Source organism: Enterococcus sp. 3C7_DIV0644, assembly GCF_002141235.1.
GTDB lineage: Bacteria > Bacillota > Bacilli > Lactobacillales > Enterococcaceae > Enterococcus_D > Enterococcus_D entomosocium.
In genome coordinates, this window is the sequence record NZ_NGLK01000001.1 from 1,873,985 (window position 1) to 1,889,205 (window position 15,221).

General features: G+C 42.6%; 18 protein-coding genes. 6 read left to right on the plus strand and 12 right to left on the minus strand.

Annotated features, from left to right (window positions below; all coding sequences use genetic code 11):
* Positions 1-5: 5 nt before the first annotated feature.
* The 6 genes from rsmG to A5877_RS08860 all read right to left on the minus strand — a co-directional run bounded on the left by rsmG (position 6) and on the right by A5877_RS08860 (position 3,515).
* On the minus strand, positions 6-722 hold the full coding sequence (rsmG, locus tag A5877_RS08840; RefSeq protein WP_005226256.1) for a 16S rRNA (guanine(527)-N(7))-methyltransferase RsmG: 717 nt from the start codon (positions 720-722) through the stop codon (positions 6-8).
* Between the two features lie 142 nt (positions 723-864).
* On the minus strand, positions 865-1,008 hold the full coding sequence (locus A5877_RS17190) for a hypothetical protein (RefSeq protein ID WP_005232938.1): 144 nt from the start codon (positions 1,006-1,008) through the stop codon (positions 865-867).
* An 11-nt stretch (positions 1,009-1,019) separates the two neighbouring features.
* Positions 1,020-1,790 carry an Asp23/Gls24 family envelope stress response protein gene (locus tag A5877_RS08845; protein ID WP_005232937.1) on the minus strand — a complete coding sequence of 257 codons (771 nt, stop codon included), beginning with the start codon at positions 1,788-1,790 and terminating at the stop codon, positions 1,020-1,022.
* 24 nt (positions 1,791-1,814) lie between these two features.
* Entirely contained in the window at positions 1,815-2,006 is a 192-nt protein-coding gene (locus A5877_RS08850) for a DUF2273 domain-containing protein (RefSeq protein WP_005226258.1), read from the minus strand.
* Between the two features lie 7 nt (positions 2,007-2,013).
* Positions 2,014-2,583 carry an alkaline shock response membrane anchor protein AmaP gene (gene amaP / locus A5877_RS08855; RefSeq protein WP_005232936.1) on the minus strand — a complete coding sequence of 190 codons (570 nt, stop codon included), beginning with the start codon at positions 2,581-2,583 and terminating at the stop codon, positions 2,014-2,016.
* A 38-nt stretch (positions 2,584-2,621) separates the two neighbouring features.
* Positions 2,622-3,515, minus strand: coding sequence for an SDR family oxidoreductase (locus tag A5877_RS08860; RefSeq protein ID WP_086316716.1), 894 nt, complete (start codon positions 3,513-3,515; stop codon positions 2,622-2,624).
* A 256-nt stretch (positions 3,516-3,771) separates the two neighbouring features.
* Here A5877_RS08860 and A5877_RS08865 point away from each other — a divergent pair, with 256 nt between their 5' ends.
* The 3 genes from A5877_RS08865 to A5877_RS08875 all read left to right on the plus strand — a co-directional run bounded on the left by A5877_RS08865 (position 3,772) and on the right by A5877_RS08875 (position 5,577).
* Complete coding sequence (locus A5877_RS08865; protein ID WP_016619437.1) at positions 3,772-4,224, plus strand: DUF2188 domain-containing protein; 453 nt, start codon at positions 3,772-3,774, stop codon at positions 4,222-4,224.
* 350 nt (positions 4,225-4,574) lie between these two features.
* Positions 4,575-5,042: a DUF5626 family protein gene (locus A5877_RS08870; protein WP_005232933.1), complete on the plus strand. Its 468-nt coding sequence runs from the start codon at positions 4,575-4,577 to the stop codon at positions 5,040-5,042.
* A 16-nt stretch (positions 5,043-5,058) separates the two neighbouring features.
* Positions 5,059-5,577 (plus strand): helix-turn-helix domain-containing protein, encoded by a 519-nt coding sequence (locus A5877_RS08875; RefSeq protein WP_005232932.1) that lies wholly within the window; start codon positions 5,059-5,061, stop codon positions 5,575-5,577.
* Between the two features lie 105 nt (positions 5,578-5,682).
* Here A5877_RS08875 and mnmG read toward each other — a convergent pair whose 3' ends face one another.
* Together mnmG and mnmE are read right to left on the minus strand one after the other, a co-directional pair.
* Positions 5,683-7,575 carry a tRNA uridine-5-carboxymethylaminomethyl(34) synthesis enzyme MnmG gene (gene mnmG, locus A5877_RS08880; RefSeq protein ID WP_086316717.1) on the minus strand — a complete coding sequence of 631 codons (1,893 nt, stop codon included), beginning with the start codon at positions 7,573-7,575 and terminating at the stop codon, positions 5,683-5,685.
* A 33-nt stretch (positions 7,576-7,608) separates the two neighbouring features.
* Positions 7,609-9,006 (minus strand): tRNA uridine-5-carboxymethylaminomethyl(34) synthesis GTPase MnmE, encoded by a 1,398-nt coding sequence (gene mnmE / locus A5877_RS08885; RefSeq protein WP_034859087.1) that lies wholly within the window; start codon positions 9,004-9,006, stop codon positions 7,609-7,611.
* A gap of 238 nt (positions 9,007-9,244) precedes the next feature.
* On the opposite strand from mnmE, the gene A5877_RS08890 reads away from it, so the two are divergent.
* Positions 9,245-9,574: a heavy metal-binding domain-containing protein gene (locus A5877_RS08890; protein WP_005226284.1), complete on the plus strand. Its 330-nt coding sequence runs from the start codon at positions 9,245-9,247 to the stop codon at positions 9,572-9,574.
* A gap of 202 nt (positions 9,575-9,776) precedes the next feature.
* Here the strand turns inward: A5877_RS08890 and jag are convergent, their stop codons facing one another.
* From jag to rpmH, 4 genes are all read right to left on the minus strand, one after another.
* A complete protein-coding gene (gene jag / locus A5877_RS08895; protein ID WP_086316718.1) occupies positions 9,777-10,535 on the minus strand; it encodes an RNA-binding cell elongation regulator Jag/EloR in 759 nt (252 codons plus the stop codon).
* 17 nt (positions 10,536-10,552) lie between these two features.
* Positions 10,553-11,377 (minus strand): YidC/Oxa1 family membrane protein insertase, encoded by an 825-nt coding sequence (locus tag A5877_RS08900; RefSeq protein WP_008376942.1) that lies wholly within the window; start codon positions 11,375-11,377, stop codon positions 10,553-10,555.
* Between the two features lie 18 nt (positions 11,378-11,395).
* The gene (gene rnpA, locus A5877_RS08905; RefSeq protein WP_008376940.1) at positions 11,396-11,731 is read right to left on the minus strand and encodes a ribonuclease P protein component; all 336 of its coding nucleotides are present in this window, start codon (positions 11,729-11,731) and stop codon (positions 11,396-11,398) included.
* Between the two features lie 147 nt (positions 11,732-11,878).
* Positions 11,879-12,013: a 50S ribosomal protein L34 gene (gene rpmH / locus A5877_RS08910; protein ID WP_002356012.1), complete on the minus strand. Its 135-nt coding sequence runs from the start codon at positions 12,011-12,013 to the stop codon at positions 11,879-11,881.
* A 511-nt stretch (positions 12,014-12,524) separates the two neighbouring features.
* Here rpmH and dnaA point away from each other — a divergent pair.
* Positions 12,525-13,862: a chromosomal replication initiator protein DnaA gene (gene dnaA, locus A5877_RS08915; protein ID WP_005232925.1), complete on the plus strand. Its 1,338-nt coding sequence runs from the start codon at positions 12,525-12,527 to the stop codon at positions 13,860-13,862.
* 159 nt (positions 13,863-14,021) lie between these two features.
* A complete protein-coding gene (dnaN, locus tag A5877_RS08920) occupies positions 14,022-15,152 on the plus strand; it encodes a DNA polymerase III subunit beta (RefSeq protein WP_005226354.1) in 1,131 nt (376 codons plus the stop codon).
* Positions 15,153-15,221 lie beyond the last annotated feature (69 nt).

Genomic DNA, 15,221 nt, shown 5'->3' on the forward strand with positions numbered 1-15,221 from the left:
TCCTCCTATTTAATTGGTTGTTTCGCTGGCATTCCCGGTTTGCGGGGGTATTTCTTTGGCGTTTCTTTTTTCTTTTGAATGATCAAAAGATGGCGTTCATCGCCGCTGACCGGTAAGGTAAAGCTTTTTTCTTCAATAAATTTGCCGCCTAAGAGTGAGATCGCTGGTTTGGCTTCAACCAGTTCTTCCTCGCTTTTGGCAGCTTTGAGCGCATAAAAATAGCCTGCTTTTTTCACCAATGGCACACAGAGTTCCGTTAACACATTCAAACGGGCAACCGCTCGAGCGGTCACATAATCGAATTGCCCACGAAATTGCGGGTTTTGACCAAATGTTTCTGCACGGTCATGGTACAAGTGGACATTTTCCAATTGTAGATCCGTCACAAGAGTTTGTAAAAAGGTGATGCGCTTATTTAAAGAGTCGACGATCGTCACTTCTAGTTCAGGAAACACGATTTTTAGTGGAATACTTGGAAAGCCAGCACCTGAACCGACATCGCACAAATGACTTTGCGGGTCAAAGGCGGTTTCAAAAGCTAAGGAAACAGAATCGTAGAAATGCTTTAAATACACTTCTGATTTTTCCGTGATTGCGGTTAGATTCATCTTCTGATTCCATTCGACTAAACGCTCGAAATAGACAGCGAATTTTTCCATTTGTTCTTCGGTTAAAACGATCCCGTTTTTGCGTAATTCTTCATGAAATTCTTCAGGTAGCATAACGAATCCTTTCTATTTTGTGAAACAGAAAAATGTTTCACAGACTAGTTCCTACTTTAACGCAAAAAGCAGTGCGATGCAATAGCCAGAGATTGCTTTCTAGGAGAATTTACTATTTTTTAACTGGGGCTTTAAGGTTGGTTTAAGGCATAGAAATTATACTCATTTCAATCCAAAAAACTTTTTTCATTTTTCCTTGACCAGCAAGGCTGCCAACCCTGCTGGTCAGCTTTTTTCTCAAAGAAACAAGCATTGATCTCAGGATCAATGCTTGTTTTTGTTTCATATGAAACTTTTTTATTTCACGCGAGGTTCGTTGTATTCTTCGATACGATCAGACGCGCGGGAAGCCGCATGTTTGGCTTTGTTGGTTTGACGTGAAGCAAAGTCGCCGGTTTTAGAAGCCGCTGACGTTACTTTGTCTTGAACCGTTTCTTGTTCCTCTTCGTATTCAGCGATTGTTTTCACATCCACAACGTTGATGTTGACTTCGATCACTTCTAATTGGGTCATTGTCGTTACTTCTTTTTGAATGACTTCTTTGACTTGTTCAGCGATTTCTGGGATATTGCGGTCGTATTCAACCACGATATCTAAATCAACGGCTACTTGTTTTTTCCCAACTTCAGTATTGATACCGGCAGTCACATTGTCTGTATTAACTAATTTTTCAGCAATATTAGAGAAGAAACCACCATCGACCGTCAACAGACCATCTACATTTTCTAATGCAATTCCGATAATTTTTTGGATCACTTTGTCATCATAGGTCAATGAACCATGAACGGGTGCATCCCCGGTTGGTCCTTCAAAATCGTTGTGGCCAGGTTTTGGCGGTGCTGGATGATGTCCGGCTGGATCTGGATTTCCTGGTGCTGGATGATCCCCTGGTTTTGGTCCATTTTGTTGTCCTGCTACTGCTTTTTCAGCATTTGGTACCACTGGATCAGGTGATTCAGTCATTGGAATCGCATTTTCATTGGCTTGATGATTGGTGTTGGGAACCACTGGATCTGGATGTGCACTGACATTTTTTTCATTGTTTAATTCGTTTTTATCGTTATTCATTAAAAATTCCTCCTATAAAATACGTTATTGTTGGTTAAAAAATTCGTCGATGATACCGGTACGTTGGAGATACAATCCTAGCGCAAAACCCAAACCTGTTAGGAGTAGAATCAGCAATGTTTTGAAAAAACCGATCGTTACAAACAACACAGCCAGAACAAGGCCGATTGCTCCAAAAATCAATGGGATTTTGTATTGTTGTAGTTCGTTCATCATAGCCCTCCTATTCTACTCGCGGGTTTTCCGGAGTCTCATTTTGTTCAAAATTCGCGTAATTGACTTCGACTTTGACTTTTTCACTTGAGCCAAGCACTCGTTGGACATCTTGTTGGATTTCCGCCATTAAGTTTTCGGTTTTGCCAACTAAGGCAGACGTCCGTTTCAAGCGGCCTTTGATTTTGATTAAAATTCGATTTTTGGTCGCCTTGACATGAACTTTTGGTCCTTCAACAAATTCTTTTTCATTTACTTTCGTACGTACAAGTCCTTCGATCGCTTTCTTATCGATCGTCAATGCGCCCTTATCCTCTTTCAAAACAAAGGTTGTTTTGGTTTTTGGATAAAACAGCACGACTAAGATCACGATCAAGAATACGGCGATCAAAACAACGGCTACCCAAAACATATATTGACGCATAAACAAGTTGTCAAAGAAATACGTGACGACATTGCCTCTGCTGTCCAAACCAAATGGCAGCTGCATGTAAGGATTACTCATTAAAACGATTGGTAATAAGACAGTGATAAAGATCAACGAAACGATGATTGATACGATTTTCCACCCTTTACTCATAGGACACCTCCTCCTTTTTCTCCGATTTTTTGATAAGCTTACAAGTTGATGGCTTCTCCGCCGGTAACACCATAAATCTGTGCTGTCACATAGCTAGCTTTATTGGAAGCTAAAAAGACATAGACGGGTGCCAGCTCAGCTGGTTGTCCTGCCCGCTCCAGTAATGCTTGCTGACCAAATTCAGGCAGCTTGTCTTGCGGTTGGCCATGATCTAACTGTAATGGTGTCCAGATTGGTCCTGGGGCTACCCCATTGACCCGAATCCCTTTTTCAGCAAATTGTTTCGCCAAGCTGACTGTAAAACTGGCGATCGCCGATTTGGTTGCCGCATAATCCATTAAATGGGCACTTGGACTAAAGGCTTGGACAGAAGTCGTTGTCACGATCGCTCCTCCAGCCGGTAAGTGTGGCTCAGCTGCTTTCACTAATGCAAACATTGAGATAATGTTTACCATAAAGGTGTCTTTCACTTGTTCAATCGGTAATTCTGCAATCGATGGCCGCGTGATTTGCTGTGCTGCGTTCAATACTAATGTATCTAACCCACCTAATGCTGCTACCGCTTTGTCAACGATCTCTTGTGGTGTCGCTTCGTCTCGCAGGTCATAGGGTAGCAAAATCACTTTGCGTCCGGCTTCTTTGATGTACCCTGCAACTTCTTCGGCATCTTCTTCTTCTCCTGGGAAAAAGTGCAGGGCAATGTCTGCTCCTTCACGAGCGAAGGCAATCGCTGCTGCTCGTCCGATCCCAGAATCCCCACCGGTAATCAGTACCCGCCGGTTTTCTAACTGCTGACTTCCCTCATAAGAGTCTTCACCACAATCAGGTTTTGGTCGCATTTCTTCTTGTAAAGCAGGCGTATCTTGTTCCTGTTTGCTGTATTTACCCGTGTGATAAAGTTCCCGTGGATCAGTCAAAATAGGTTCACTCATTCTTACGTCCTCCTTTTCTCTATAATAAAATTCTAAACCATTCATTTTTTTTTGGGAAATATAACGCTTTGTTAACAAAAATAAATCCTCGTTTATTAGAAAATGAAAAAAGAAAGTGCCCTCATTTTTGACCAGAAAGCAAATGATTTCACTTTTTTATAGAAGGGGGTAAACTAATAAGTAATATCTGGTGGTGCCTGTAAAAAGGAACCCCTAGGAAAATGACTTTGGATCAAGAAAAAGGAGGAACCAAACAATGCCTTGGAATGTCCGTGATTATCCTGCGTCAATGAAGAATCTAGACCCCTTAGTTCGTAAAAAAGCGATCGATATCGCCAATGCCCTGCTAGCCGATGGCTATTCCGACGATCGGGCGATCCCGATCGCCACGAGTCAAGCAGAAAAATGGTATGACAATGCAGATGAAGAGGAGAAGAAAGCTTTTCAGAAAGAGAAAAATCCGCAAAAAGATGATGCCCATCAAACCAATAAAAATGCGAAAAAATTAATGGATGCGGATGTTGAAGTTGTGTATGAAGAGGACCAATGGCAAGTCCGTTCCAAAGGAGCAAAACGTGCCAGTGATCATTTCGACAAGAAAGCAGAGGCCATCGCCCGTGCCAAAGAAATTGCCGAAAATAAAGAATCCGTGGTGAACGTTTATAAAAAAGACGGCGACCATCAAAAGGATATTGATTTAGGAGAATAAAATTGGCCGCAAAAAAGCGGAAGGAGGTCTTACGTTTGTCGTTTTAACGGCGCGAAACGTTACCTTCTCTTTCGCTTTTTTGTTTCCTTTTACAGCTAGGTTTGGTTAAAACTAAAGCAACCGCTTCTTTAACGTTTCTTTTAAAAAACAACGTTTCATTGTCAGAAACCTAAAAAACGAAGACCTTTTGAATGAACCATTACTTTTAAAATTTCTCGACATCCTAAAAAATAAGCCTATGAAATGCTGCTCTAGCAACAACTGTAAACCATCCGTTGCCGTTGCAAATTAGCTTGTGCTTTCTTTAACTAGCCAAACCTTGTATACTTAAACTATCAAAAGTACAAGGAGTGGTATTTGTGAAAAAATTATTTTTTGTGCCGTTTATTTTTATTTGTTTCTTCTTTGCTCTCCCAGCTGCCGCCCAAACAGTGGAAGAACCTGAACTCGTTTACGACTTAGCATCAGATAGTCCCTATGAGCAGCTGATCACCGTAGATGAAGAAGGCAACGAGTTGATTTTGACCATTGAAAAATTGCCGTCATTCCGGGCAAATCTGGCAGCAGGAACGTATCGCGTGTCAAAAACATCCACCGGTAATTGGACCGCTAGTTACAATGTCACGGTCAATAGCCGCAATCAATTTACAGGCACTTCGAATTTAAGTTTAGTTGCTCACAGAGGAAGTATCACTTCTAGTTCATTAACTCACACGTCCACTAAAGCCACCTGTACGTTTAAGCAAAAAGCAGGTATAATCACTACCAATGGGAGTGTCGTAACCACGATCTCAAATGGGAAGCTAGTTGTTAAATAGCAGATAGGAGCATACATTGGCTTTAGCAGAACAATTAAAAAGCTGTCGCGAGTCTTCCGGATTGTCGCAAACAGCAGTCGCAGAAAAATTACAGATTTCACGCCAGTCGATTTCAAAATGGGAAAACGGGCGCGGCTATCCAGATATTGAGAATTTGATTTTGTTGAGCGATCTCTATCAAGTCTCGATTGATGAGCTCTTGCGGGAAAACGAAGCGTTAAAAGAGCGGATCGAAACCAATAATCAAGAGATTAACGACAAAAAAGAAAAATTGTCGTTACTCCAAAGAACGATGGCAACGGAAAAAGATGAAAGTCTGCTCTTGCTACTGTTAGCTGGAATCGGCTCATTTCTCTTTCCATTAGGTTTGATTTTAGATGGCTTTGTCTTATGGCGTAACAAAAAGGCCAATAATTTTTATGTATTGATCTATATCGTCTGTGCCTTCTCAATTTTCTTGAATTTGTACGATGGCTATGTCCATCTCAGCAACATCATGAACTGGGGAACCACTACGATTGAAAAAGTTGAATAAATCAATTGCTAACACAAAAAGCCCGCTGCGAGTTACTCTCGTAGCGGGCTTTTGACACTGTATTTACCATTTATAAATTGGTTTTTCAAAGAATATTCACCGTCTTTAGTTAACCTTTGCAATCTTCCCTTGTTCGATATACACCATCAAAATACTAATATCAGCTGGGTTTACTCCGCTGATACGGCTCGCTTGGGCGATGGTTTCGGGTTGGATTTTTTGCAGTTTTTGTTTGGCTTCTGTTGCCAAGCCATTGATAGCGGCATAGTCGATGTTTTCAGGAATGCGTTTGGCTTCCATCCGTTTGAGTTTCTCCACTTTTTCGAGGGCTTTTTTGATATAGCCTTCGTATTTGATTTGGATCTCGACTTGTTCGATCTCTTTTGGTTTCAATGCTTCATTGGCTTCAATAAATTGCAGCATTTCCGCATACGTCACTTCAGGCCGGCGCAAGAATTCATTTGCTAAAACACCATCTTTCAAGGTGGCCGTCCCTTTGGCAGTCAAATATGCTTGTACTTCTGGCGTTGGTTTGATGCGGATTTTAGACAAGCGTTTGATTTCTGCTTCAACAGCTTCTTTTTTCGCTACATATGCTTCGTATTGCGCTTCTGGGACGAGCCCAATTTGATGTCCCGCTTCGGTCAAACGCAGATCGGCATTATCATGACGCAGCAATAAGCGGTATTCGGCACGAGAGGTCAATAAACGGTATGGTTCATTGGTTCCTTTGGTCACCAAATCATCGATCATCACACCGATATAACCGTCGCTGCGTTTCATAATGAAAGGTTCTTTGCCTTGAATTTTCAAAGCGGCATTGATGCCAGCAATCAAGCCTTGACCGGCCGCTTCTTCATAGCCGCTGGTTCCGTTGGTTTGTCCTGCCGTAAAGAGGTTTTCGATGACTTTGGTTTCTAATGTTGGACGCAATTGATGAGGTACCACGACATCATATTCAATGGCGTAGCCCGTCCGCATCATTTCCGCTTTTTCTAAACCTGCGATGGAATGCAGCATTTGGACTTGAACGTCTTCTGGCATAGAAGTAGAAAGCCCTTGAACATACACTTCTTCGGTGTTCAATCCTTCTGGCTCCAAGAATAGTTGGTGACGAGATTTGTCTGCAAAACGCACGATTTTGTCTTCGATGGATGGACAATAACGGGCACCTACCCCTTCGACGATCCCTGTAAACATCGGCGCCCGATGTAAATTCTGGTTGATGATTTGGTGCGTCCCTTCGTTCGTATAGGTCAACCAGCAAGGTTCTTGGTTTTGATTGTAGGCTTCATCGGGTGTGCTGTAACTAAAGTGATTCGGTTGTTCATCGCCAGGCTGGATCTCCGTTACCTCATAGTTGATGGTGCTGGATTTGACCCGCGGTGGTGTACCGGTTTTAAAACGAGCGATCTCTAGACCAAGCTCTTTCAAATGATCGGCTAATCCAATCGATGGCTGGGAGTTGTTTGGACCAGAAGAATACTTCAACTCTCCAATGATGATCTCCCCTCGCAACGCTGTTCCTGCAGTGATCACTACAGCTTGGGCTTGGTAACGAGCGCCTGTAGATGTCACGACGCCACGGCATTCGCCTTCTTCAACGATCAGCTTTTCAACGATCCCTTGGCGCAGTGTTAGATTGGCTTCTTTTTCGATCGTTCGTTTCATTTCAGCCGCATAGGCATGTTTATCGGCTTGCGCCCGCAAAGCCCGCACTGCGGGACCTTTTCCTGTATTGAGCATCCGCATTTGGATGTAGGTTTTATCGATATTTTTGCCCATTTCTCCGCCTAAAGCATCGATTTCGCGCACCACGACGCCTTTTGCTGGTCCGCCGACGGAGGGATTACAAGGCATGAATGCGACCATGTCTAAGTTGATGGTCAGTAAAAGGGTTTTTGCCCCCATTCGGCTGGCTGCTAAGGCAGCTTCTGATCCGGCATGGCCGGCACCAACAACGATCACGTCATAACTTTCTGCTTGATATTCTTGCATGGTGTTCTCCTTTTTACGCCAGTGGCGCATTCTTTATTTTCCTAAACAAAACTGACTAAATAATTGGGTGATCAACTCATCTTGGACACTGTCGCCGACAACTTCTCCTAGATAGTCCCAGCAACGTGTCATATCGATTTGAACCAAGTCGACAGGCATTCCTGCTTCGATCCCTTGGATGACCTCAGACAACGACTGAACGGCATTTTCTAATAAGGCAATGTGGCGGGTGTTAGAAAGATAGGAAGCATCCTTGTCGGTGGTTTTCCCCCCAAAGAATAGATCGGCAATGGCTTGTTCCAGTTGATCCAAGCCTTCGTTGGTCAATACAGAGACAGAAAAAATCGGTTCATCTGCTGCGTACTGCGCTAATTCAGCGGGCGCTAGTTTTGGCTCAAGGTCGGTCTTATTCAATAAGATGATCCGACGGCTGCCAGCAGTCAGCTCCAGCAATTGTTTGTCTTCCTGGGTCAATCCTTCGCTTTGGTTGAGAACCAGCAAAATCAACTCCGCTTCTGCCAGTGCTTTGCGGCTGCGTTCGACCCCAATTTTCTCAACGACATCTTCCGTTTCGCGGATACCAGCCGTATCGATCAGTTTCAACGGTACCCCGCGAACATTGACATACTCTTCAATGACATCTCGAGTCGTACCAGCAATGTCTGTTACGATAGCTTTTTCTTCCCTTAATAAATGGTTCAATAAGCTGGATTTACCGACATTCGGCCGACCGATGATCGCAGTACTCAGGCCTTCTCGCAAAATTTTTCCTTGTTGGGCAGTTGCTAATAAGGCTTGGATCTGCCCTTTGACCATCGTGGCCTTTTCTAACAATAAGCGGGTCGTCAATTCTTCCACATCATCGTATTCAGGGTAATCGATATTCACTTCAACTTGCGCCAACGTCTCTAAGATCTCTTGGCGTAAGGTCCGAATCAAGTGGGAAAGATTGCCATCCAGCTGATTGACAGCGAGATTCATCGCCTTATCGGTCTTAGCACGAATCAGGTCCATCACCGCCTCGGCTTGAGAAAGATCAACCCGTCCATTTAAAAAGGCCCGCTTCGTGAATTCCCCCGGCTCAGCCAAACGTGCACCTTGTCGTAAAACCAGCTGCAAGAGTTGATTGACGACAACGATCCCGCCGTGACAGTTGATCTCAACGACATCTTCTCGGGTAAAGGTCCGCGGCTTTTTCATCACTGAAAGCATCACTTCATCCATCAAACGGTTTTCTTCTGGGTCCACGATATGACCATAATGAATCGTATGACTAGGGACTTGGGCGAGGGTTTTAGTGCCTGCTTGAAAAATCCGATCCGCAATTGCGATTGCTTCTTCCCCGCTTAATCGCACAATACTGATGGCCCCTTCGCCTGGCGGGGTGGAAATTGCGGCAATCGTATCAAATTCTTGCGTAATATTCGCCATGTTGCATGCTCCTCCTATTTTTTCACATAAAAAAAGTGCCCACTCCACCCGTCAAATTGATTGAAAATCAATAAAAACGAGTAGACTTAGCACTTTGACTGCTTGTCAATTAAATTCTGGAAATAGATTAGCACATTTTTGCGCGAGTCGCAAGCTTCCTTCAAAAACTTTTAAATTTTGCATCTGTCCGCAAAAACCTTTAAAATAAAAGCAAAGAATAAGAAAAGAGGGATCTATTATGGAAACCATCAAATCATCAAACAGTGCTGCCCGCATTAAAGAAATCATTTTATCGACAGGAAACGTGAATCGGCCTTATGTCGTGCGGGATATCGTCTTTGCGGCAGACAAAATCGAAGTAGATCTATTTGATACATCTGTGAATTTGAACGATCTTTTGGCAGATGTGACCTATCGCTTAAAAGAAACAGCTCACAGCTACGGTGCGAATGCAGTGATCAACTGTCATTTCGAACACGACCGCATCGTCGAAGGCGACAAAACCTACCTTGAGATCTTTGCCTATGGTACGGTGGTTCAATTTACTCAATCAACCATTGGCGGCTAATTGCCCCTTTGAACAACGAAATACAAAAAAGAGTCCGCGGCATACGGACTCTTTTTTGATACCAAAGGCTGACCTACGTAACGTATGTTGACTTTGATAAGAATGATTTCTAGTCAAGGATACTTGGTTTTAAATTTGTTGTCAATCGCTTTTTCCCATCAAAAAAGGGAAAGGCTTGTCAGACCGCCTTTCCCTTTTTTCATTAAATTCGTTTGTCCGCAGGTTCCACTACTAAGTAGCGATACGGTTCATCCCCTTCAGAATGAGTTTGAACATACGCATCTTTACTCAATACGGAATGGATCTGTTTTCTTTCAAACGCCGGCATCGGCTCTAAAAAGACCGGGCGGCCTGTTCGTTTGACTTTTTCAGCAGTACGGCTGGCCAAACGTTCTAAGATCGCTTGACGTTTTTCACGGTAATCCCCGACATTCACAACGATCGACAATTTGTTTTTCGCGATGCGATGAATATAAACTTGCGCCAAATATTGCAGTGCATTCAAGGTTTTGCCGTGCTTCCCAATCAAAATGCCTTGTTTTTGCGTTTCTAATTGAAAGACGATCACGCCGTCTTGACGAGCGGTTTTTACTAAGGCAGGTGCATTCAATGCTTTTGAAATATTTGTCAGATAGAGTCCCAACTGAGCCAATGCTTCCTCATCTGAAAGATCCGTCAGCAAAACAGGTTCGCTCGCGGCCGCCTCCATCACACTGCTTGCATCCTCTGTCGTCACAGGATCTGGTTCTACCAGCGGTTTTGCTGGTACTTCTTCAACGGGTGCCGGTTCTTCAACGATTCTTTTTTCAATGGAGACCCGTGCTTGTTTTTTTCCTAGCCCCAAGAAGCCTTTTTTTCCTTCATCCAGGACTTCGATTACTGCTTGATCTTTGGTGATACCAAGGACTTGCAATCCCTCTTGAATTGCTTCAGCTACTGTCAGATTTTCATAAATCGGCATTGCAGTGCAACCTCCTCTTATTTTTTCCGTTTCTTTTTAGGACTCATTGCTTTTTTCAGGGCTCGTTCACGCTCGCGTTCTTTGCGGGCGGCTTCTTCTCTTTCTTGGCGAATCTTGAATGGGTTATTTAAGATCATTGTTTGCAAGACTTGGAATGCATTAGAAACAACCCAGTACAAGGAAAGACCGCTGGCAATGTTGATCCCCATCAGTAAGATCATCATCGGCATAGCGAAATTCATGATTTTCAAACTCGCATTTGATTCCACTTGGCTCATACTTGATAAGTAGGTACTTGCAAAAGTAAAGAGCGCCGCTAAAATCGGCAAGATGAAGTATGGGTCACGATCACCCAGCTGCAGCCATAAGAATTTTCCTTCTTGCAGAGCAGGAACCCGTGAGATCGATTGCCACAAGGCCATCAAAATCGGCATTTGTACCAATAATGGTAGACAGCCGGCATAGGGATTGACATTGTTTTCCGCATACAAACGTTGTGTTTCTTCTTTTAACTTGCTTTGTGTTTCTGTATCTTTTGACGCATATTGCTGCTGCAGCGCTTTTAGCTTCGGTTGTAATTCTTGCGTTTTGCGCATGCTTTTGGTTTGAAAGTGCATCAACGGCATCAAAATGACCCGGATGATCAATGTAAAGAGGATGATCCCGATCCCGGCATTGCCGAAGGAGAGGGCTTTGATCGCCTCTGCAAAATAATAAACGATGTAACGATCCCATAGACCGGTACTTTGTGCATTTACTTCACCTGTTGCACCGCAGGCAGATAAGACAACTACTAATGAGAGAACTCCCAAAAATAGTAAGACGCGTTTCCCTTTTTTCACGTAACTAATTCCTTTCCATTAATGAATAATTTTGGCAAGCTTTAAGACATGCTCTAAATTCGAGTAGATTTCCTTTGAGGAACAAGTGGCGATACTTGGACGGGCGATCACAATAAAATCGATCGCTGGTTCGATTCGCGGCTTCATTTCCGTTAAGCTCGCACGAATCTTACGTTTGACCTCATTTCGCTTCACTGCATTACCGACTTTTTTTCCTACAGATAAACCAACTCGAAAATGTGATTGCTCTTTAGGTAAGACATACACCACGAACTTCCGATTTGCAAAAGAATTTCCTGCCTGAAAAACTTTTTGAAAATCTTGCTCTGTTTTTACTCGATAGGATTTTCTCATCTTCGGTTCCTTCACTTCTTTCAATTAAGCTTCGCGAAACGGATTGAATCCGTAACCACTCACCTGTCAATAATACCATATTTGCCAAAAGTCAGACACTATATTCCGCAAAAACGGCATAAAAAAAAACCACTGGCATTCAGTGGCTTACGCAGAAATAACCTTTCTGCCTTTACGACGACGGCTAGCTAAAACACGACGTCCATTTTTTGTACTCATACGTTTACGGAATCCGTGAACTTTTTGACGTTTACGTTTATTTGGTTGATACGTTCTTTTCATTTATTTCCACCTCCATCAGGATAATGCTTATGCGCACAGACATACTTTGATAGTATAACGAGTCAAGTACTAGTTTGTCAATAAGAAGTTTGCTCAAAATCGACCATTCTTTATCCACAATTCCCTTGATTTGTGTGGGTTTGCTGTTTACAGCTAATTTTTGTGGATAACTTTTTCCCCAGAGTTATTTTGACTTTTTCCACAAACAAACAGCCTGTAGAAAAGTTTTCCACAATCGCTTTTCCAGCTGTTGATAACTGGCCTAAAACCTAGTATTATCAAGGCGTGATCTTCAGATAGATCTGTGGATAAGAGAGAATTTTTTCTAGTTATGCACATTCTTTTTCTACCTGTGGATAGTGCATTTTCGAACATGTGCATTTCCTTTTTTCTTTTATCCCGTTTTGTGGAAAAGTATTTTTTTCTAACCTTTTTTATCGTAATCTGTGGAAAACTTTTTCAATCCGTGCTATTTTAGTTATATCTATTCTTAGTTATAGGAGGACAATTTATGCCATCTGCTGATTCTATTTGGCAAGATCTTCAACGTTCCTTTAAAGAAGAGCTGAATCCGGCCAGTTATAGTGCTTGGATCGAGACTGCCAATGTCTTGTCGTTTGAAAAAAATCAGCTGCTGATCGAAGTACCCAGCGATCTTCATAAATCTTATTGGGAAAAAAATCTAGCTGCCAAAATTGTTGAAATGGGATTTATGAAAACTGGTGAAGAATTGATTCCTAGTTTTGTGACTGTCGAAGAAGCAGAAGCTTTAAAAACAGCCCCTTCTACTATTCAAACAGCTGCAAAAGAAAACGAGCGGCCGCCGAAATCGATCTTAAATGAAAAATACACATTTGATACCTTTGTCATCGGGAAAGGCAATCAGATGGCCCACGCTGCTGCTTTAGTTGTTGCAGAAGATCCTGGGTCTATTTATAATCCGCTGTTCTTCTATGGTGGCGTTGGTTTAGGGAAAACCCACTTGATGCATGCGATCGGTCATCAAATGTTGCTGAAACGTCCCAATGCCAAAATCAAGTATGTTAGTAGTGAAAATTTCACCAATGATTTCATTACTTCTATTCAAAAGAACAAAATGGAAGATTTTCGAAACGAATACCGCAATGTTGATCTTTTGCTAGTGGATGATATTCAATTCTTAGTCAATAAAGAAGGAACCCAAGAAGAATTCTTTAATACCTTCGAAGAACTGTATCGCAATAATAAACAGATCGTCCTCACAAGTGATCGTTTGCCAAATGAGATCCCGACTTTACCAGAACGTTTGGTTTCCCGTTTTGCTTGGGGCTTGTCCGTTGATATCACCCCGCCGGATCTAGAGACGCGGACTGCGATTTTGCGGAAAAAAGCCGAAGCCGAACGCTTGGAGATCCCCGACGATACGCTAAGTTATATCGCTGGACAGATCGATTCAAATATCCGGGAACTTGAAGGAGCACTCGTGCGGGTGCAAGCTTTTGCTACGATGCAAAACTCAGACATTACAACGAGCTTGGCAGCTGAAGCCATCAAAGCCTTGAAATCAAGCCATGGCTCGACCCAAGTTTCGATTTTGCAGATCCAAGAAGAAGTCGCAAAATACTATCACATTCATGTCAATGATCTAAAAGGGAAAAAACGGGTCAAAGGCATCGTTGTCCCACGGCAGATCGCGATGTATCTCTCTCGAGAATTGACCGATAGTTCTTTACCAAAAATCGGTGGCGAATTTGGTGGCAAAGACCATACCACGGTCATTCATGCCCATGAAAAAATTCAGCATTTAGTCGAAACAGATCCCACGATCAAAAATGAGATCGCTGAAATCAAACAAATTCTCTTCAGCTGATCTGTGGATAAGAAAAGAAGAACCAAAAAAGTTGTCCACAAGTTATTCACAGGCATTTTCGTTAGTCTAATCACTCTTTTCTCGAGTTATCCACATTACTAACAAGCCTATTACTACTATTACTTTTATTTAATAACTATAAATTAAAGGAGTATCGCTATGAAGCTAACTTTAAACCGAACAGAGTTCATGCAAGAATTACAAACTGTCCAACGGGCGATTTCAACCAAAACCACCATCCCGATCTTAACCGGAGTAAAATTGTCCCTTTCCGAAAAAGGATTGACCATGACTGGGAGCAATGCCGATATTTCCATTGAAACTTTTTTAAGTGTGGAAAACGAAAAAGCGCAAATGCAAATCGAAAAAACAGGAGCAATCGTTTTACAAGCACGTTTCTTCAGCGAAATCGTTCGTCGTTTGCCTGAAAGTACCTTAACGTTAGAAGTTTTAGACAATAATCAAGTAGCGATCACTTCTGGAAAAGCTAACTTTACCGTCAACGGCTTGGATGCCGATAGTTATCCACATTTACCAGTTGTCGAAAGTCAAGATTCGATCGAGATTCCAGCGCACGTGTTGAATAAGGTTGTTAGTGAAACGGTCTTTGCGGTTTCGCAACACGAAAGCCGTCCAATCTTAACTGGGGTCCACTTTGTCTTAGAAAATCAAAAATTATTAGCTGTTGCAACGGACTCACACCGTTTGAGCCAACGGGTGATTCCCTTGGAAAGCGGGGAAACAGCCTTCAATATCGTGATTCCCGGCAAAAGCCTAACGGAACTTTCTCGTTCCTTAACAGATGAAGAAGAAGCGATCCAAATCAGCATTATGGATAACCAAGTATTGTTCCAAACGAAAACTATGAAATTCTATTCTCGTTTATTGGAAGGAACTTACCCAGATACCAACCGTCTGATCCCTTCAAGCTTCAATACTGAAATTGAATTTTCTGTGCCAGAATTGTTACAGGCTATCGAACGGGCGTCATTGCTTTCCCATGAAGGCCGTAACAACATCGTTCGTTTGGCAATCTCCGAGGAAGCTGTTGTCTTATATGGAAACTCACCAGAAATCGGGAAAGTGGAAGAAGACCTTTCTTTTGAAAAAGTGACCGGCGACCCATTAGAGATCTCTTTCAATCCTGATTATATGAAAGCTGCACTACGAGCATTTGGTGACACCAGCATCGTGATCCGCTTTATCTCAGCGATCCGTCCCTTTACATTGGAGCCAACAGAGAGCAAAGGCAGCTTTATCCAGCTGATCACACCGGTGCGCACCAACTAGTTTTTCATGTCTTTTGAAAAAAGTTGAAACAATCATCTGAAAATGAATAAATGAGTTAAAAGGGCTTAA